Raw genomic sequence first — 19,278 nt, forward strand, 5'->3', positions numbered from 1 at the left:
AGAAACGGCATGCGCGTCACGCGTTGGCGCGGGCTTAGCAACTTGTCTCAGGGATGAAAACGAAAGAAACCGGCCCGCTTGAGAATTCAGCAGGTAATGCAGCAGATAATGATGCAGGTCATCGGGTTCATGGGAACTCGATTATCACGGGATTGATCACATGCCAAGACTTGAGTTCGAACGCGCAGCGCGGCACTGTACTTGCATGAGCCGAGATCACGTCAATTCCATCTGCCGCGACCTACCGGGGGCCGAATGGTCCGATCCGTGGGGTGGTGGCCATGACGCCTGGAAAATCGGCGGCAAAATGTTTGCCTGCATCGGGGTCAAAAATGACGGGGTTTCCGTCAAAACACCTGACATCGAAACCGCTCAGATGCTGATTGATGCGGGCGTCGGAGTCAAAGCCCCGTACTTTCATCGCAGTTGGGTGCGTCTGCCCTTCGATGCGGACTCTGCAGAAATGCGTCACCGCCTCGCCGCATCTTACGATCTGGTACGGGCCTCGCTGACAAAAAAAGCTCAGGCTGAATTACCGCCGCGAAGCTGATTGACAATTGTCCTTGGCTCTGCCCCAGTCGCCTTAAAGACTATCAAGGGCGTAGCAATGAAACTGTCTCAGCGCATCACTCATCTGACCGGTGGCGGCGGCGACGGGTGGGATGTCTTTTACCGCGCACGGCGCATGGTCAGTGAAGGGCACGCTGTGACCGAGCTGACGATTGGCGAGCATGACATCCGAACCGATCCGTCAATTTTGGAGGCCATGGAAACCTCGGCTCGGGATGGGCATACAGGTTATGCGATGGTTCCGGGCACAGATATGTTGCGCGACACTGTCGCGGCACGGGTGCAGATGCGTAGCGGCATCCCAACCACCCGCAAGAACGTACTGATTACACCCGGTGGCCAAGCAGGTCTGTTTGCGGCGCATATGGCTGTCTGTGATCCAGGCGATGTCGGCCTGTATCTTGATCCCTATTACGCCACTTACCCCGGAACGATCCGAGGTGCCGGTGCCATCGCGCGCGCCGTCGCGACTACCGCGGAAGATGCGTTCCAACCTCGCGCCGAGTCCATCGAGGCTGCAGCAGACGGGGCCGTGTCGTTGTTGATCAACACCCCAAACAATCCAACCGGCGTGGTTTACTCCCGCCAAACGCTTGAGAATATTGCAGATCTGTGCAAGCGGCGTGACCTGTGGCTGATCTCGGACGAGGTGTATGACACGCAGGTCTGGCAAGGCGCCCACCTTTCGCCCCGCGCCCTGCCCGGCATGGCTGATCGAACCCTGGTTGTTGGGTCAATGTCCAAGTCCCACGCCATGACCGGCTCTCGCTGCGGGTGGATTGTTGGCCCGGAAGAGGTGATCGATCACTTGATCAATCTGGCAACCCATACCACTTACGGCGTGCCTGGTTTCATTCAGGATGCGGCAAGTTTCGCGCTGAATGCGGGCACGGTCCTCGAAGAAGACATTGCTGCCCCGTTCCGCCGTCGCCGTGCTTTGGCAATGGACCTGTTGGCAGCTCAGAACACTGTCGGTTTGGTTCCTGCCCAAGGAGCGATGTATGTGATGCTGGATGTCCGCGCCACAGGCTTAAGCGGCGAAGGATTTGCCAACGCCCTGTTGGATGCGCATTCGATTGCCGTCATGCCGGGCGAAAGCTTTGGGAAAGCCGCCGCAGGTCACGTTCGGGTCGCTATGACCATCGACGACGAACGGTTTGCATCTGCGTTGAAAACTTTGTGTGAGTTTGCCGCAACCCTTGCCGATTGTCAGGCTGCTGAGTGATCCACCTCAGAACCGAAAGGTTGTTCGCAGGTTGAAAACGTTCGAATCAAGGCCGCCATTCGTTCGCGTCACATCGTTGAAGTTTTGGCGCAACGCTTCGCCGCTGATGACAAAGTTGTCTCCAATCGGATAGGCAACACCGATTCCGTAAACTGCGGCAGTATCACTGGTAACTGATGTTTCCGCACGCGCGGCACCAACAACCACATATCCAAGCGCACTGCCAAAATCGTACCCACCGCGAAACTTCAGGCTTGTCATGCTGTCCAGACTGCCCTGATCGTCGCTCAGGTTCAGGGACAATCGGTTATACTCAAGCTCACCACCCAGAACAAAGTTACCGAAGTCCCGATCATAACCGATATGCGCGCCAAAGGCCGTGTCATCGCCGCTGGCCCCACCCGGGCCATCCGCATCGGCATATCCAAAGCTGAAACCCGCATAGGCCCCTGTCCAGTCCTCTGCCAAAGCAGGGGCAGCACAAGTGATCATCACCGAGACAATCAGAGCTGAAAGAGGTTTCGTACACGTTATCACGACGGGCCCACGCATGCTTTCGGCCGACCACCAGCCATCAGTTGAAACTTGGTTCGTAATTGTCAGATTTCAATTCAGATCGCGCTCCACTCCTCATTAAGTGATCGAAGCATAACAGATTTCTCCTATAGCGGGAGAAAATCTGAGACATGTATTCCTCTAAGCTATACGTTCTCCCTCACATCGCAGGTTTTTTGGGCACTGGTCGCAAACAGGACAGATTGTCCCGTCCCCGACTGGAACAGTCTGAACCATGATTTGCGAGGTCGCATGCATAATGAAGTCTGGAAAATCCGCCTGATCAGCCGCACCATTGGTGCGGATCGTGGGCGTGCAGCACGGGGTCGTCCGCACGTGTCGTGAAACCATCTTCTCACGACACAGATTAGCCACCGGACTTTATACATGAACAACCAAACCCGAAATACCTCGCGCAGTGGCGGACGCTCTGCGCGCCGTGCAGCCCGCGCATCCGCCCTGCCCGAACATCTGCGTCCTGTGCGCCCTGGAATGGAAGGCGGGACATACAAACCGCTGACCCAGGCACAGGTGGAACGCATCCACGAAGCCGCCCTACAAGCGTTGGAAACGATTGGCCTTGCCGATGCCCCGCCAAGCGGAATTGACTATCTGGTCGGTGCCGGATGCATTCTGGGGGACGACGGTCGCATTCGGTTCCCCCGCGCTCTGGTCGAAGACACGATTGCCAAGGCCAATCGATCAGTTACTCTCCACAGCCGGGACGGCAAAACAGACCTAGAGCTGTCGGGGTCAAAAGTGCACTACGGCACCGCCGGTGCCGCCGTGAGCATGGTCGATGTCCACGGTCGCGAATATCGACATTCTACGGTGCAGGACTTGCACGACGCCTCGCGGATTTGCCAGCAATTGGACAACATCCATTTTGTTCAGCGACCCATGGTCTGTCGCGATATCGCCGACAATCTCGAAATGGACTTGAACACTGTTTATGCATGTACATCAGGTACTTATAAGCATATCGGCACCTCGTTCACCGAGCCTCATCACGTCGCCCCGGCAATAGAAATGCTGCACATGATCGCTGGCGGAGAAGACAAATGGCGCGAGCGGCCGTTCATGTCGAACTCCAACTGCTTCGTGGTTCCGCCGATGAAGTTCGCGACCGAAAGCTGTCAGGTGATGGAGGAATGCATCAAAGCCGGAATGCCGGTATTGCTGCTGTCCGCGGGTATGGCAGGTGCTACCGCCCCTTCAACCATCGCCGGCGCGATCACGCAAGCCACTGCAGAATGCCTTGCCGGTCTGGTTTATGTAAATGCCGTAAGCCCCGGTGCTCCGGCGGTTTTTGGCACTTGGCCCTTCGGTCTGGATCTGCGCACGGGCGCAATGTCCATCGGATCAGGTGAACAGGCGCTTCTCAGTGCTGGGTGCGCTCAGATGCATAAGTTCTATAACCTTCCGGGTGGTGCCGCGGCCGGCGCCTCCGATTCCAAACTACCCGACATGCAGGCTGGTTGGGAACAAATGTGCTCAAATGTCATGGCGGGTTTGGCGGGTTTGAACATGGTCTACGAAGCAGCGGGCATGCATGCATCGCTGTTGGGATTCTGCTTCGAAAGTCTGATCCTTGGCGATGACCTGATCGGACAAGCCCTGCGGTGTGTGCGTGGAATTGAAGTGTCGGATGAGACTTTGGCCCTGGATCAGATCGCCGAAGTTTGTATCGGCGGTCCTGGCCACTATCTGGGCACCGATGCGACCCTAAGCCGAATGCAGGCCGACTATGTCTATCCCACTTTTGGCGATCGTACGTCGCCGAAAGAATGGGTTGAATTGGGCAAACCTGATTTGCTGGATAAGGCAACAGCGCGTAAGGAAGAAATCCTGTCGACCGCTTCACCGGCGAAATTCGATCCACTGCTGGATGACGAGTTACGCCGCAAATTCAACATTCACTTACCTGCATAAGCTATTGAAAAACGGCGGCCCGAACGAATTCGGGCCGCCTCTGTTGTCTATTAATTAACCGTTGCTGGGCGGCAGTAAGCCCGCCTCTTGTGCAACTGCGATCTCATCGGCATCCAAAGCGCCATCGCCATTTGCATCCATTGCCGAGAAGCCATCAGTGTCGACTTCGGGCATTACAGCCTGGACTTCGTCGATCGTCAGAACGCCGTCTCCATTGGTGTCAGCGCTGGATTGTGCCAGTGCCATTGCCGGCAGTCCAAGTGCGATTGCCGAGATAACAGCTAGATTTTGCGGTTTCATTACGTTGCCTCCTGAGTGACTTTTTACGTGTTTGTGTCCGGACAGGCATCAAAGACACCTTTGCGAGACGCCAGACCACCCGCCTCGGCCAAATGCGATGGTTTCGCGCCAAACTCCGCGTGTTTGGCCGAGTCGGGTCTGCAATCCCCCGCTGGGCGAAACGCCGACACGACGGTTCGGCGGTTCTTGCCCGACTTGTTTGCGACAATCCGGCAAGGCTCTGCTCAAAACGGCGACTCGGGCCGGACAAAAAAGAAAGGGGGCCGAAGCCCCCTGTTAGTTTCGCCTTCCAGGCTCATTTCGTTGACCGCCCGGTATTTTTTTGCCTGCGGCCTGGACTGCGCATGGAACGAGCGCACCCGTTCCGTGAAAGAGTGGGAAAGAGCGAATATTCTGCCCCACCCTGTTCCCGACCAACACGGGCATGCCGGTCGAGTGGAGCAAGGCAATTAGGTAAGCCTTAGGCTTTGCCTTGCTCCGAGTTCGTCAGGACCGGTTTACCGAGGGATAATCCGGCCCCTACACCCCCGCGTGGCAGGGTGTTTTCTTTAGCTACACCCGCTGGTAGACCCGCAGGTGTTGCATTTCATGCAGGTGCCGTTGCGCACCAGCGTGTAGTTTCCACATTCTCCGCACGGGTCGCCCTCGTACCCCTGCATTTTGGCTTTGGTGCGCGCATCCATTCCGGTTGCAACCTCGGCCACGACAGTTGTTTCGCTTTGCACTTCGAACTGGCTTGCTGATTCTGCCATTCCGTTCACTTCGGCTTGGCCACCGTTGAACACCACCAGATCTTGCGGCAGGCGTTTACGCAAATAGCCGGTCGAACTGATTTGTTTCAGCACTTCCAAGGATTTGGTCGCCGCGCTTTCGCTTATCTCGGATACGTTTGATACGCCCTCTTCCTCACCCCGGCCAAGGTCGTCGAAAGATGCCCCTTCTGGTTTCACATGGGCCAGATCGGTGCGGTCCAGATAAGACACGGCCAGTTCGCGGAAGATGTAGTCCAGGATCGACGTCGCATTCTTGATCGAGTCGTTGCCTTGTACCATCCCGGCCGGTTCGAACTTGGTGAAGGTAAAGGCGTCCACGAATTCCTCCAGTGGCACGCCATATTGCAGGCCGACCGAGACGGCGATGGCAAAGTTGTTCATCATCGCCCGGAAGCCCGCGCCTTCCTTGTGCATATCGATGAAGATCTCGCCCAGCTTGCCATCTTCGAACTCACCGGTCCGCAGATACACCTTGTGACCGCCCACGATAGCCTTCTGGGTATACCCTTTGCGGCGATGGGGCAGTTTTTCGCGATGGCTGCGGATGATTTCTTTGACCACAACCTTTTCGATGACCTTTTCAGCCAGCACGACGGCTTTTTCCTGCGGCGAGCCGCTTTCCAGCACTTCGGCCGCTTCGTCATCATCTTCGACCAAAGCTGCAGCCAGCGGTTGGCTGAGTTTCGATCCGTCGCGGTACAATGCGTTGGCCTTCACACCCAGCGACCAGCTAAGCTCGTAGGCCTTCTGGCAATCCTCAATGGAGGCGTCATTCGGCATGTTGATCGTTTTCGAAATCGCGCCCGAGATAAAGCTCTGCGCCGCCGCCATCATGGTGATGTGGCTGTCAACGCCCAGGAAACGCTTGCCTTTCTTGCCGCACGGGTTGGCGCAATCGAAGATCGAATAATGCTCTTCCTTCAGGTGCGGCGCACCTTCCAGAGTCATTGTCCCGCAGACATGATCGTTGGCCGCGTCGATATCAGCTTTGGTAAAGCCCAAATGGCGTAGCAGATCGAACGTTGGGTCGTTTAGCTTGGTCGCCGGGATGCCCAGAACACCGGTGCAGAAATCTTCGCCCAATGTCCACTGGTTGAAGACGAACCGAATATCGAACGCGCTTGCCAATGCGGCGTCCACCTTGGCCAGCTCATTCGGTCCAAAACCGTGACCGGTCAGTGAGGTGTGGTTGATGCCAGGTGCGTTGCCGATAGTGCCATGGCCAACCGCGTAGGACACGATCTCTTCAATCTGTGACGAAGAATATCCCTGCTTTTCCAGCGCCGCAGGCACCGAGCGGTTGATGATCTTAAAGTACCCGCCACCGGCCAGCTTCTTGAACTTTACCAGCGCAAAATCAGGCTCGATCCCGGTTGTGTCACAGTCCATTACCAGACCGATGGTGCCAGTTGGTGCAATCACTGTTGCTTGCGCGTTGCGATACCCATTCTTTTCGCCAAGCGTCAGCGCCTCATCCCAGGCTGACATGGCCAGATCGACCAGACGCTTGTCGGGGCAGTTGCCGTGATCCAGAGGAACCGGCTTCACCGCCAGCTTTTCGTATCCCTCAGTCACACCTTGAGATGCCCGGCGATGATTGCGCATCACGCGCAGCATATGGTCGGCGTTGCGCTCATATCCTTTGAAACTGCCCAATTCACCGGCAATCTCCGCTGAGGTCGCATAAGCCACACCGGTCATGATCGCAGTCAACGCGCCACAGATCGCCCGGCCCTCGTCCGAGTCGTAGCTGTGCCCCATGTTCATCAGCAACCCGCCGATATTTGCATACCCCAAACCCAAGGTGCGGAAATCATAGGACAGTTGCGCGATTTCCTTGGACGGAAACTGGGCCATCGTCACCGAGATTTCCAGTGTCAGGGTCCAAAGACGCGAGGCGTGCATGTAGTCCGCCGCCTGGAATTCATCATCCTTGAGGAATGTCAGCAGGTTCATCGACGCGAGGTTGCAGGCTGTGTCATCCAGGAACATGTATTCCGAACACGGATTTGAACCGCGGATCGCGCCGTCTTCGGGGCAAGTGTGCCACTCATTGACGGTGTCGTGGAACTGGATGCCAGGGTCAGCGCAGGCCCAGGCTGCGTGGCCAACCTTTTCCCACAAATCACGCGCCTTGACGGTCTTAGCGACCTTGCCGTTGGTGCGGTTGATCAATTCCCAATCGGCGTCTTTTTTGACGGCCGTCAGGAAGGCGTTGGTTACGCGGATCGAGTTGTTCGAGTTCTGCCCCGAAACCGAGTTGTAAGCCTCTGAATCCCAATCCGTATCATAGGTCGGGAACTCGATGCTGTCGTGTCCCTGCTTGGCATAGTCCAGCACGCGCTTGATGTAAGTCTCTGGGATTGCGACTTTTTTTGCCTCGCGAATGGCAGTCTTCAGCGCATCGTTTTTGTTGGGATCATACGCATCGTCCTGAACACCGTCCCATGTGCGAATGGCCTCGAAAATGCCGTTCAGCATCTTTTCGTGCATCTTCGATCCGGCAACGATCGAAGCTACTTTCTGCTCTTCAAGTACCTTCCATTCGATGAACTGCTCGATGTCAGGGTGATCCGCGTCGACGATCACCATCTTTGCGGCCCGACGGGTTGTCCCACCGGATTTGATCGCACCTGCTGCACGGTCACCAATTTTGAGAAAGCCCATCAGACCCGAAGACTTGCCACCACCCGACAGCGCCTCACCGTCGGCACGCAAATGGCTGAAGTTGGTCCCGGTACCCGAGCCATACTTGAACAGACGCGCCTCGCGCACCCACAGGTCCATGATGCCACCCTCGTTCACGAGATCGTCGTTCACGGATTGGATGAAGCACGCGTGCGGCTGTGGATGTTCGTATGCGGATTTCGACTTGGTCAGTTTGCCGGTCTTATAATCGACATAGTGGTGCCCCTGCGCCGGGCCGTCGATGCCATATGCCCAATGCAAGCCTGTATTGAACCACTGCGGGCTGTTCGGCGCTGCGCGTTGCGTCGCTAACATATAGCGCATCTCATCAAAATAGGCGTGCGCGTCTTCCTCGGTCGAGAAATAGCCGCCTTTCCAGCCCCAATAGGCCCAGGCGCCGGCCAGACGGTCGAACACCTGCTTGGAAGAGGTTTCTCCTTCAAAGTCCGCACCATCAACGGGAACCGAGCGCCATAGGAATTCTGGAACGTCTTTTTCTTTGACCTTCTTCAGGTTGGTCGGAACACCAGCCTTGCGGAAATATTTCTGTGCGATGACGTCGCTGGCAACCTGGCTCCAGCTGGACGGGACTTCGATGTCATCTAGGCGGAAGACGATCGTGCCATCGGGATTTCGGATTTCAGACGTTGCTGAAACAAAGTCCAGATCCTCATATGCGTCCTGCCCCGCTGTTGTGAATTTTCTTTCAATCTTCATGTCCGCCGCCCTGGTTCTGTCAATTGCATCGTCACGCTACTTGGGGCTTTGAAATTGCAAGCCGCCCACCAAACCGAAGACAAAGGCGCAAAAGTCCGACCGCTGCTGCGAACAGCGCGAAACCGACCCTACGGTTGCACGATACTTTGATGTGCTTTCCGACCCTCGCCCGGCGCCTTCTCTGGTTTTCGATACCAGATGTAGTGGCGCTTTCTTCGGCTCATACAATCTGGCGTAAATACCCATATAAGGTCAACGTCATTTTTCAGTCATTTTGAAATCTTTTTTGTTGACCAAATTGTCTGAGTGAGATGCCAGTTTTTGGAACCCGATTCCTCCACAGGGTCGCGCGTGGCGATTTTTCGCCACTGACCCAAAGCTGCAACGGGAATTGCCGTTTTTACCAGCATAGTTATCAGCATTTGATCAACCGGCGCCTGACTGGCTAGGCTGGGCAAGAATCATCCTGGAATGGATGCTGCGACACCTAAACCGCGTCCGAAGATGCGCAAATGATTGAGGGCTTACAAGAGGATGCAGTTGTTTCGCATTTTACCCGCTATGGCCATGATCGTGGCATGTACACCACAAGATGTGCCCATCGCGTCACGCAGCGCACAGTTTGAAAGCTACCCCCAAAGGCTGTTCGACACGTTCGAGATCAGCTGCTCGGGACCCGGCGAAACCTTTAAAAAGATCGGAAGCCGCGCTTACGAATGCAGAGAGTCGCTGCCGCCGGACGCCACAGCTTATCTGATTCTGACATATGACGGCTATCCCAAGGAACTACCGCAAAGCGTGATGCGATTGACGTCGACGAGAAACGACGCAGGCTACCTTGTAGATGCTAACCTGTTTTTTGAGGTGCCTCAGAAAACCGGCCAAACCATCAACATACCAATAGAAAGCAAGACATTGGATGAAGCCATCAGCAACCTGTATCAGGCTGCTGGCGGTTCACCCAAATAACTTTGAGAAAGTGGTCGGGGCGGCAGGATTCGAACCTACGACCCCCTGTACCCAAAACAGGTGCGCTACCAGACTGCGCCACGCCCCGGACCGTGCGCCTTCCTAACGAGGCCGATCTGATTTGAAAAGCCCTAACAGGGCCAAATTGCGGGGCCTTGCGAAAAAACTTCATGTCGCATCTGCGTTCCCGGCTCAATTGAATACCGAGCAGCCAATCCGGCGTTGATTTCCAACACTACAAAAACGGAATCACCGCCATCAATTGGCGTTAAATCTCCGGGAATTGCACCTTCGTGCACGTGGGTCACGGTACCTGTCTGATCCAGGAAAATGATATCCAGAGGAATCAGTGTATTTTTCATCCAGAACGCGACCGGCTGCGGCGGGCTGAACACAAACAACATGCCAGAGCGGTTTGGCAAGGATTCCCGAAACATCAAACCACGGGAGCGTTCTTGCGGTGTTACCGCAATTTCTACGTCAAATCGCACAAGGGTTGCTTCATTTCGAAGTTCGACCCGATCTGCCCGACATTCGGCCAAGACATCCCCGGCCCACAGAATTGAAAGCAGAGCCAGAAGTGTCAGATGTCGCGCCATGGGGAATCAGTCGTCCAGCGCAGATTCCCAGGCCAGCACTTGGGCCGCCATGCGCCCCCGCTTGCCGTTGATCACACGCATCGCCAGCGCTTCGCCAGGCTGCAGATCCGCCAGACCAGAGCGACGCAAAACTTCGATATGCAGAAACACATCTTCGCCGCGACCAAAGACATTGGCGAACCCAAACCCCTTGCCCTTGTCGAACCATTTGACCCGCGCAGCCTCAAGCGGCGCATCCGAAATAGCGTCTGGGTCAAGCTCGGCAAAATCGGCCAACATCATGGTGTCGGCCTGTGCCGGAGGATCAACCGCAATTACTTCGACGGCCTGAACACCGCGATCCGTGCGGTGAGTCATGATGTCAATGCCGGCACCGTCGGCAACCGAGCTTTGGCCGAAGTTTCGCAGCACGTTCACGTGCAACAAAATATCCGGACCGCCATCGTCAGATACAACAAATCCGTACCCCTTTGCGGGATCGAACCATTTAACGTGTCCATGGACGCGATACATGTTGTTCAGATCTTCTGGCACGGTTTTCCCATCGCGAATTTTTGCACTTCGTTAAGGGTTTGTTGTTTATGGGAATGGCAGGCAAATTCAAGCTGAAAAAACCGTTTGATTTCTGTCTGTTGCATTTCGCGACACGTGAAAGTCATGGATTTAACCTCTGCACCTGCCATGCCGAACCCGGCTCCTTTCTTTCCCATCTGAACCGATCATGAAGACGGAACGCTCCATCGGCCCAGAATTCGATTTCCGTTGGGACCAATCGGTACCCCCCCCAAAATGGAGGACGGGGCGGATTCGGTCCAAGTTTTGCCGTCACTTTTGCAACCTCTGCCATCAAAGCGGCGCGGCTGCTCAGGGGCTGCGACTGACGAGACGCCCAAGCCCCTAATCGGCTTTTTAGCGATCGTGACGCATAATACTCGTCGGCTTGAGGCCCGCTTTCACGCTCTACTATACCACGAACACGAAGCTGGCGCCGCAAAGATTTCCAATGCATGACAAATGCAGCCTTCCCGGCAGAATCTAGTTCGGTTGCCTTGGTGCTTTCGTAGTTGGTGTAAAAAACGAACGCTTCCGGTTCGATTTCTTTCAGCAAAACCATGCGGGAATTGGGCATGCCTTCAGAATCTACGGTCGCCAACGCGATTGCGTTGGGATCGTTCGATTCAGTCTCTTCGGCCTCGGCCAACCATCGGGCCGCTATTTCAAACGGATCGGTGCCGGCAAAAATGCCATCGCGCTCGCTCATTTCCATCCCCTGGAACGTATTGCTAAGGACCCTAAGGCGAGAACTCGCTACGGGCAAGAGCACGCGGCCTTGATGCAGCGCTACCAATGGCATAAACCAACTCAACATAACGCGAAGACAGGCGGAGAACCGAACATGGCAAATCAGTTGATGGCTGGCAAGCGCGGCCTCATCATGGGACTGGCCAATGATAAATCAATCGCATGGGGTATTGCCCGCGCCTTGTCCGATGCTGGGGCTGAAATGGCCTTTTCTTACCAAGGCGACGCACTCAAGAAACGAGTCGACCCACTAGCAGCGCAATTGGGCAGCGAAATCGTCCTGCCCTGCGATGTCAGCGACGAAGAGTCTGTAAATGCGCTGTTCACCTCTCTTGAGGAAAAGTGGGGCAAGCTGGATTTCGTTGTTCATGCGATCGGGTTTTCCGACAAGAACGAACTTCGCGGTCGCTATGTCGACACCAGCCGCGCCAACTTTAATCTGACTATGGATGTGTCGGTCTATTCCTTCACTGCGGTGATGCAGCGAGCGGAAAAGATGATGTCTGAAGGCGGCAGCGCAATAACCCTGACCTATTATGGCGCAGAACAAGTCATGCCACATTATAATGTCATGGGAGTTGCCAAGGCGGCGCTTGAGGCGTCGGTGAAATACCTGGCCGAAGATCTGGGCAAAGATGGTATCCGCGTGAACTCGATTTCTGCCGGTCCGATCAAAACTCTGGCCGCCAGCGGCATCGGCGATTTTCGGTATATTATGAAGTGGAACGAATACAACTCACCCCTGCGCCGCAACGTGACCATAGATGATGTGGGCAAGTCTGCGCTCTACCTGCTGTCTGACCTCAGCAGCGGCGTGACCGGTGAGAACCTGCACGTGGATTCGGGTTATCACATCGTCGGCATGAAAGCTGTCGACGCGCCGGACGTTGAAAAGGGTTAAGACCATGAGCGCCAAGGACCGCCTGCCCCATGAAAAAGGCTTTCATATCAGTTGGGATCAAATTCACCGCGATTCTCGAGCTTTGGCCTGGCGCCTTGACGGGCAAGGCCCCAATAGTGGTGCCTGGCGCGCCGTAGTTGCGATCACCCGTGGTGGCATGGCCCCGGCCATGATCGTCAGTCGCGAGCTGGACATTCGTACCGTCGATACGATCAGTGTTCGGTCTTATCACCATCAGGATCAAGGTCAGGCCGAAGTTCTCAAGGCGCCCGATGCGGATCTGATGGGCGATGGCGAAGGCATCCTGATCATTGACGATCTTGTCGACAGCGGCAAAACACTGGAACTGGTGCGGGACATGTACCCCAAAGCCCATTTCGCCACGGTTTATGCCAAACCCAAAGGCCGCCCGATGGTCGACTCGTTCATCACCGAGGTCAGCCAGGATACATGGATCTTTTTCCCGTGGGATATGGCCCTTCAGTATGTTCAGCCTTATCGCGGAACGGACTGACCGTTTCCAACAAGAAAAAAGCGTGCGGCAGGCCCGCGCTGAAATGCTCAGGGATGCCGCATGACACAAACCCGCACAGCCGCCACTTTTGCCCCCCCGGTTATGGAGGCGCGGCGTTGGTTGGACGGGGTTACCTTCCCTGCTGACCGCCCCTTAATCAACGTGAGTCAGGCCGCACCTGTTGATCCTCCACCTTTGGCAATGCGTCAGGCTATCGCTGAGTTTGCCGTCAATGAAGACAGCGCGCATCTCTATGGTCCGGTGTTGGGGAATGACGCGCTGCGGGCAGAGCTGTCAGCGCAGATTGGCGCGCACTATGACGCAAAAATCGCTCCGGAACGGGTTGCAATAACATCAGGATGCAATCAGGCTTTCTCGGCCGTGATTTCTGCAATCACGGATCAAGGGGATGAGATTATCCTGCCAACCCCCTGGTATTTCAATCATAAAATGTGGCTGGACATGACGGGTGTCACCGCCGTCGACCTGCCAACTGGCGATGATTTGCTACCAGACCCGGACAAGGCACGTGCCCTGATCACGGACAGAACACGGGCTATTGCGTTGGTGACCCCCAACAATCCAGGTGGTGTTGAGTATCCAAGCGAACTGGTCCGTGCCTTTTTCGACCTGGCGCGCGAGGCTGGGATTCGGCTTTTAGTGGACGAGACCTACCGTGATTTCGACAGCCGGAATGGTCCGCCTCATGACCTGTTCCATAACCCTGATTGGGACGAAACACTTGTTCATCTCTACTCTTTCTCAAAAGCCTACCGATTGACGGGGCACCGTGTTGGGGCCATCGCCACAAGCATGGAATTGTTGTCCGAAGTCGAGAAGTTCCTGGATACGGTGGCCATCTGCCCCGGTCAGATCGGCCAGTTCGCTGCCCTTTGGGGAATGCAAAACCTGTCCCAGTGGCTGGCGGGTGAGCGGGATGAAATTCTCGACCGCCGTGCAGCAATCTCGGACGGCATGCCAAAACTGACCGCCCAAGGGTGGCGATTGCTGGGGCTTGGGGCCTATTTCGCTTACCTAGAACATCCGTTTGACATGCCATCAGACGAATTGGCCCGCCGATTGGTATCTGATGCAGGGATTCTACTGTTGCCCGGCACCATGTTCATGCCTGATCACGATCCAGCTGGAAAACGTCAGGTGCGCATCGCATTTGCCAATCTCGACCGGGAGGGAATTGGCCTGTTGTTCGACCGTTTGCAGCGACTGTCCTTCTAAGCTTGCCCCCCGGCCACACGCATCGTATTCAGGGCCGCAACCAACGGGGCAGATACCTGCCGATGTAAGTAAGAAGAGGGCGCTATGGCCGCAGGCACAAAAAGTCTTTCGAAAACCTTTGTCTGGATTCTGATGGGCCTTTTGATGCTGGGTCTGGCCGGTTTCGGTGCCGTGAACCTCAGCGGTACGGTCCGCACTGTGGCGCAGGTTGGCAATGAAAGCGTCTCGGTCGACACCTATGTGCGGGAGCTGCAGCGTGAAATTCGCGCAATCGAAGCGCAGACAGGTCAACCACTACAGATGTCGCAGGCCCGCGAGCTTGGGCTGGAACAGCTCGCACTTTCGCGGTTGACGGCGCTGGCTGCATTGGACAACGAAGTTGCCCTGCTTGGAATCTCGATCGGTGATGAGAACCTGCAGGAAGACATTGTTTCGATTCCGGCCTTTCAGGGCGTGAACGGAACCTTTGATCGCGAAGCTTACCGTTTCCAACTGGAACAAGTCGGCATGACCGACTCTGAATTCGAATCCGATCTGCGCAAGGAATCGTCCAGAACGCTTGTGCAAGGCGCGGTGATCAGCGGCGTAAGGATGCCGGAAACGATGACTTCCATACTGACCGACTACATTGGCGCGCGGCGCAGCTTCACTGTCGCAACTGTCGGGGTTGATGCGCTGTCAGAGCCAGTTGCGGAACCAACGGATGCTCAGGTCCAAACCTTTTACGACGAGAACACCGATCAGTTCACCCTACCCCGCACCAAGCGCCTGACTTATGCGATTCTGTCGCCCGAGATGCTGTTGGACACGGTTGAGGTCGACGAGGATTCCCTGCGTCGTTTATATGACCAGAGATCCGCAGAATTCCAGCAGCCCGAGCGTCGTCTGGTCGAGCGTCTGAACTTTCCAAACGAAGACGCCGCAAATGATGCCAAAGCACAATTGGAGGTGGGCGGCACCACGTTCGAAAGACTTGTTCAGGATCGTGAGCTTGAGCTAAGCGATATCGACCTTGGCGATGTCACCCGTGACGATCTGGGCGACGCCGCCGACGCTGTGTTCGCTGCCGAAGTTGATGCGGTTGTGGGCCCGTTGCCATCCGTATTTGGCCCTGCCCTGTTCCGGATCAACGGAACTCTGGCAGCAAACAACGTACCCTTTGAAGAAGCCGAACCCGCCCTGCGCGAGGAATTGGCCTCGGATCGGGCCCGTCGTCTGATCGAGGCGCAGTCCGAAGACATCAACGACATGTTGGCTGGGGGTGCGACTCTTGAAGAACTGGCTGGCGAGACCGAAATGGAGTTGGGCCAAATCGACTGGACCCGCGACAGCGCCGAGCGTGTCGCAGCCTATGATGGTTTCAGAACCGCAGCCGAAGCCGTCCGCGAGGGCGACTTCCCTGAGGTTGCTTTTTTGGAAGACGGATCGATTTTTGCCCTGCGCCTGAACGAAGAATTGCCGCAGCGCCCCGAACCGTTTGAAAGCGCCCGCGACCGCGTTGCCGAAGCCTGGCGTCAGGCCGAGACGAACAAAGCACTGCAAGCGCTGGCCAACACCGCTGTGACACAACTGGCCACAGATGGGGATTTCGCCGCGACTGGGCTGCCTTTCCGTGTCGAAAACGGCCTGACCCGTACCGCGTTTCTGGAAGACGTTCCGGCCAGTTTCATGGCTGACGTCTTTGCCATGGACCCCGGTGAACTGCGCGTCATTGGAGGCAGCGGCACTGCATTGATCGTGCGTTTGGACGAAGTTCTGCCGCCAGCGGAAACAGATGAATTGCGTCAGGTGCAACAGGCTTTGTCCGCTCAGATGGATCAGGCGCTGGCCCAGAACATTTTTGATGCCTATGTGCGCGACGCGCAGACCCGGGCCCGCCCGGTTATCGACCAGCAGGCGCTGAACGCTGTGCAGTCGAGCTATTAAACGAGACCGAGATGGCCCTGACACCCGATTTCGACACGTTCGCGCGCGCCTATGAAGCGGGCGAAAACCAGGTCGTTTACACGCGCCTTGCGGCGGATCTTGATACACCGGTTTCGCTGATGCTCAAGCTGACGGGCGCGCAGAAAGACGCCTTCATGCTGGAATCCGTCACCGGAGGAGAGGTGCGCGGGCGCTATTCGATTATCGGCATGAAGCCCGACCTGATCTGGAGATGCGATGGAGAGATTTCGTCACTGAACCGCTCGGCCCGCTTCGATGCCGAGGCGTTTTCGCCGCAAGACGGCAACCCAATGGACAATTTGCGGGCGTTGCTGGCAGAAAGCCGCATCGCCCTGCCCGATGATCTGCCTCAGGCAGCGGCAGGCCTGTTTGGCTATCTGGGCTATGACATGGTGCGGTTGGTGGAATATCTGCCTGATGTGAACCCGGACGCGCTGGGTTTGCCCGATGCGATCATGATGCGCCCGTCGGTCATTGCAGTTCTGGATGGCGTGAAAGGCGAAGTGACTGTTGTCTCTCCAGCGTGGGCCAGTGACGGGCAATCGGCCAAGGCCGCCTATGCCCAGGCTGCTGAACGCGTGATGGATGCGGTACGTGACCTGGAACGCGCAATGCCCGCCGAAACCCGTGATCTGGGCGACGCGTCCGAGGTGGCGCCTCCGGTGTCGAACTTCACCAAGTCCGGCTATATGGATGCGGTCGAGAAGGCCAAGGAATACATCCGCGCAGGCGACATCTTTCAAGTTGTCCCGGCGCAACGCTGGACCCAGGATTTTCCACAACCGCCTTTTGCGCTTTATCGATCATTGCGACGCACCAACCCATCGCCGTTCATGTTCTATTTCAACTTCGGCGGCTTTCAGGTCGTGGGTGCAAGCCCCGAAATTCTGGTGCGCGTCTTTGGCGACGAAGTCACGATCCGTCCGATCGCAGGAACACGCCCACGCGGTGCAACGCCCGAAGAAGACAAGGCGAACGAGCTTGATCTGCTGGCCGACAAAAAGGAGCTGGCAGAGCATCTGATGTTGCTGGATCTGGGCCGCAACGACACCGGTCGTGTCGCCAAGATCGGTACAGTGCGCCCGACTGAAGAATTTATCATCGAACGCTACAGCCACGTTATGCATATCGTTTCGAACGTTGTCGGCGAACTGGCCGAAGACAAAGACGCGCTGGACGCTTTCTTTGCCGGGATGCCTGCCGGCACTGTTTCAGGTGCGCCTAAGGTGCGGGCGATGGAGATCATCGACGAGCTTGAACCCGAAAAACGCGGCGTCTATGGCGGCGGTGTGGGCTATTTCAGTGCCGGTGGTGACATGGACATGTGTATCGCCCTGCGGACGGCCATTGTGAAGGATCACAAGCTGTACATTCAAGCCGGTGGCGGTGTCGTCTATGACAGTGACCCCGAGGCGGAGTATATGGAGACCGTGCATAAATCCAACGCCATCCGCCGCGCAGCAGCGGATGCGGCACGGTTTACTGGGTCAGGAAACAGCTAACAAAGGACGGTAGATCCTCAGATCACCACCCCTTCATTCAAAACGTACAAGTTCTACTGAACTTCACGCATCATGACGGCCGAAATCGGCGCCATGGTGACCCGGTTTCCGCGATCTTCAAGCCCCCATAGCAGCAAAGCCGAGATCGTTTCTGGGCGCACACGTCCCAACATGACAACTGTCCCTTCCTGACCAGCACGGAATGCCGCCTGATCTAGGAACCGGCGCATGATCTTGGGATCCTGCCGAGCCCCGTCTATGTCGCGAAACACCACGCCCGACGGGATGCCATTGCGCGCGGCCAGCTTTTGGACGGTGTTCAAACCATTGTCTTGTGTGATCAGACCGCGACCCGTTCCCCCCGCAATGGCCGCAACCTGATCGGCCAGCTTTCGGTTGCCCTGAATGCCGGTCCCAACACCTTCAAGAATCCCAACAGTCTCGGGTAGCGTATCAAGCCAGACGGCCATCGAGACTTCGGCATCTTGCGCACTCGCCGCTTCGGGCATGTCCGCCAGCGCCAGTACTTCGAACCCGGCGGCACGGTGGCGTGCCATCTTTTCTGCCGCATTCGGGTCCGAGGGGCTGATAGCAAAGCTGATCGGATAAGGAAAATCCTGCAGCGCTTCGGCCCCAAAGGCGCCTTCATCATCGATCAAAATGATCGACATCAACGGTTTGGAGTCTGGGTTTTCAAACGGGATTGCATAGGCGTCGATCGGCGGGCCCGGTGCTACTTCACTTTCAGCGCTCGCTTCTTCCGCGGGGGCAGTGTCCCGCTCGGTCAGAGGGACCACTCGTTTACCCACTATTGAGCTGTCTTCAACTGGTTGCTCGCCCCCGATCTGCGGCAATGCGGCGATCCGGGGCAGTTCGCGAGGCATCGTATCCTCGTCACCTTCAACCGCAATTGGGCTGTTTTCGAACGGGTTGTCTTCCTCAGCCTCGTCACTAACAGATGGCGTTTCAGGCGTGGGTTCCGGCTGAAGCACGGCAACTTCTTCACCCTCCGGCTCGACAAGGGGCGCAGGTGTATCGTCGATCACCAAGGGTTGCTCGTCTTCCTGCGGAAGGGTCGGTGCAGTACTCGGCGTCGGTGGCGCCGCCGGAGCGTCTGTCACAACAGAAACCTCGGTCGAAGCCGACGGTTCAGGCTGCTCCAATCCCTGTGTTGCTCCACCAATTGAAGGCTGTGTATCAGGTGCTTCCTCAAGTCCCGTCAGATCAGCCAGATCATCCGACCCATCCCCGGCGGCTTTTGGCGCACGCGGGGCCAGTTCGACCAGATCTGCGTCGGCCCCAGCCTCGACAGCTTCGACCGAAGCCTCGGGTGTCTCGACTTCGGTTGCGTCGGGTGCCTGCGATGCCACAACCGGTTTGTTGGCCAACGGCGTGTTCAGTGACAAAACCGCGCCAATGATCAAAACAACGACCGTCCCGACGATCATTCCTCCGAAAAATCCGCCCATTACTGCTGCCTCTCGCCTCTATCCTGCCCGCTCACTGTTGCGCCATCTTTTGCGACGCTCGACCTGTTGTCGCGCCGGG

At 56.5% G+C, this 19,278-nt stretch carries 16 protein-coding genes and 1 tRNA gene; 9 read left to right on the forward strand and 8 right to left on the reverse strand.

Going from position 1 to position 19,278, the window contains the following annotated elements; all coding sequences use genetic code 11:
- The first annotated feature begins 205 nt into the window (after positions 1 to 205).
- Both ACR0BU_RS06860 and ACR0BU_RS06865 read left to right on the forward strand, forming a co-directional pair.
- The gene (locus ACR0BU_RS06860; RefSeq protein WP_480735820.1) at positions 206 to 550 is read left to right on the forward strand and encodes an MmcQ/YjbR family DNA-binding protein; all 345 of its coding nucleotides are present in this window, start codon (positions 206 to 208) and stop codon (positions 548 to 550) included.
- Between the two features lie 57 nt (positions 551 to 607).
- Entirely contained in the window at positions 608 to 1,795 is a 1,188-nt protein-coding gene (locus tag ACR0BU_RS06865) for a pyridoxal phosphate-dependent aminotransferase (protein WP_480735639.1), read from the forward strand.
- A gap of 6 nt (positions 1,796 to 1,801) precedes the next feature.
- Here ACR0BU_RS06865 and ACR0BU_RS06870 read toward each other — a convergent pair whose 3' ends face one another.
- Positions 1,802 to 2,287, reverse strand: coding sequence for an outer membrane protein (locus ACR0BU_RS06870; RefSeq protein ID WP_480735821.1), 486 nt, complete (start codon positions 2,285 to 2,287; stop codon positions 1,802 to 1,804).
- Between the two features lie 450 nt (positions 2,288 to 2,737).
- On the opposite strand from ACR0BU_RS06870, the gene ACR0BU_RS06875 reads away from it, so the two are divergent.
- Positions 2,738 to 4,282, forward strand: a complete 1,545-nt coding sequence (locus tag ACR0BU_RS06875) for a trimethylamine methyltransferase family protein (RefSeq protein WP_480735640.1) — start codon at positions 2,738 to 2,740, stop codon at positions 4,280 to 4,282.
- Between the two features lie 54 nt (positions 4,283 to 4,336).
- Here the strand turns inward: ACR0BU_RS06875 and ACR0BU_RS06880 are convergent, their stop codons facing one another.
- Positions 4,337 to 4,582 (reverse strand): EF-hand domain-containing protein, encoded by a 246-nt coding sequence (locus ACR0BU_RS06880; protein WP_299889778.1) that lies wholly within the window; start codon positions 4,580 to 4,582, stop codon positions 4,337 to 4,339.
- Positions 4,583 to 5,130: 548 nt separating this feature from the next.
- A complete protein-coding gene (locus tag ACR0BU_RS06885; RefSeq protein ID WP_480735642.1) occupies positions 5,131 to 8,760 on the reverse strand; it encodes a vitamin B12-dependent ribonucleotide reductase in 3,630 nt (1,209 codons plus the stop codon).
- A gap of 534 nt (positions 8,761 to 9,294) precedes the next feature.
- Between ACR0BU_RS06885 and ACR0BU_RS06890 the strand changes: the two genes are divergently transcribed.
- Positions 9,295 to 9,729 carry a hypothetical protein gene (locus tag ACR0BU_RS06890; RefSeq protein WP_299075558.1) on the forward strand — a complete coding sequence of 145 codons (435 nt, stop codon included), beginning with the start codon at positions 9,295 to 9,297 and terminating at the stop codon, positions 9,727 to 9,729.
- 11 nt (positions 9,730 to 9,740) lie between these two features.
- Here the strand turns inward: ACR0BU_RS06890 and ACR0BU_RS06895 are convergent.
- The 4 genes from ACR0BU_RS06895 to pdxH all read right to left on the reverse strand — a co-directional run bounded on the left by ACR0BU_RS06895 (position 9,741) and on the right by pdxH (position 11,589).
- Positions 9,741 to 9,817: transfer RNA gene (locus ACR0BU_RS06895), tRNA-Pro, on the reverse strand.
- Positions 9,818 to 9,860: 43 nt separating this feature from the next.
- Complete coding sequence (locus ACR0BU_RS06900) at positions 9,861 to 10,328, reverse strand: DUF192 domain-containing protein (protein WP_480735643.1); 468 nt, start codon at positions 10,326 to 10,328, stop codon at positions 9,861 to 9,863.
- Between the two features lie 6 nt (positions 10,329 to 10,334).
- Positions 10,335 to 10,862, reverse strand: a complete 528-nt coding sequence (locus ACR0BU_RS06905; RefSeq protein WP_298934932.1) for a cold-shock protein — start codon at positions 10,860 to 10,862, stop codon at positions 10,335 to 10,337.
- 121 nt (positions 10,863 to 10,983) lie between these two features.
- The gene (gene pdxH / locus ACR0BU_RS06910; protein ID WP_299075564.1) at positions 10,984 to 11,589 is read right to left on the reverse strand and encodes a pyridoxamine 5'-phosphate oxidase; all 606 of its coding nucleotides are present in this window, start codon (positions 11,587 to 11,589) and stop codon (positions 10,984 to 10,986) included.
- A gap of 135 nt (positions 11,590 to 11,724) precedes the next feature.
- Here pdxH and fabI point away from each other — a divergent pair, with 135 nt between their 5' ends.
- The 5 genes from fabI to trpE all read left to right on the forward strand — a co-directional run bounded on the left by fabI (position 11,725) and on the right by trpE (position 17,730).
- Complete coding sequence (fabI, locus tag ACR0BU_RS06915) at positions 11,725 to 12,531, forward strand: enoyl-ACP reductase FabI (RefSeq protein ID WP_298934930.1); 807 nt, start codon at positions 11,725 to 11,727, stop codon at positions 12,529 to 12,531.
- Between the two features lie 4 nt (positions 12,532 to 12,535).
- The gene (gpt, locus tag ACR0BU_RS06920; RefSeq protein WP_298934929.1) at positions 12,536 to 13,045 is read left to right on the forward strand and encodes a xanthine phosphoribosyltransferase; all 510 of its coding nucleotides are present in this window, start codon (positions 12,536 to 12,538) and stop codon (positions 13,043 to 13,045) included.
- A 60-nt stretch (positions 13,046 to 13,105) separates the two neighbouring features.
- On the forward strand, positions 13,106 to 14,281 hold the full coding sequence (locus ACR0BU_RS06925) for an aminotransferase (protein WP_480735645.1): 1,176 nt from the start codon (positions 13,106 to 13,108) through the stop codon (positions 14,279 to 14,281).
- Positions 14,282 to 14,365: 84 nt separating this feature from the next.
- A complete protein-coding gene (locus ACR0BU_RS06930; protein WP_480735646.1) occupies positions 14,366 to 16,207 on the forward strand; it encodes a peptidyl-prolyl cis-trans isomerase in 1,842 nt (613 codons plus the stop codon).
- Between the two features lie 11 nt (positions 16,208 to 16,218).
- Positions 16,219 to 17,730, forward strand: a complete 1,512-nt coding sequence (gene trpE, locus ACR0BU_RS06935; RefSeq protein ID WP_480735648.1) for an anthranilate synthase component I — start codon at positions 16,219 to 16,221, stop codon at positions 17,728 to 17,730.
- 53 nt (positions 17,731 to 17,783) lie between these two features.
- Here trpE and ACR0BU_RS06940 read toward each other — a convergent pair whose 3' ends face one another.
- A complete protein-coding gene (locus tag ACR0BU_RS06940) occupies positions 17,784 to 19,199 on the reverse strand; it encodes a divergent polysaccharide deacetylase family protein (protein WP_480735649.1) in 1,416 nt (471 codons plus the stop codon).
- Positions 19,200 to 19,278 lie beyond the last annotated feature (79 nt).

The organism is Ruegeria sp. CK2 (assembly GCF_056536585.1).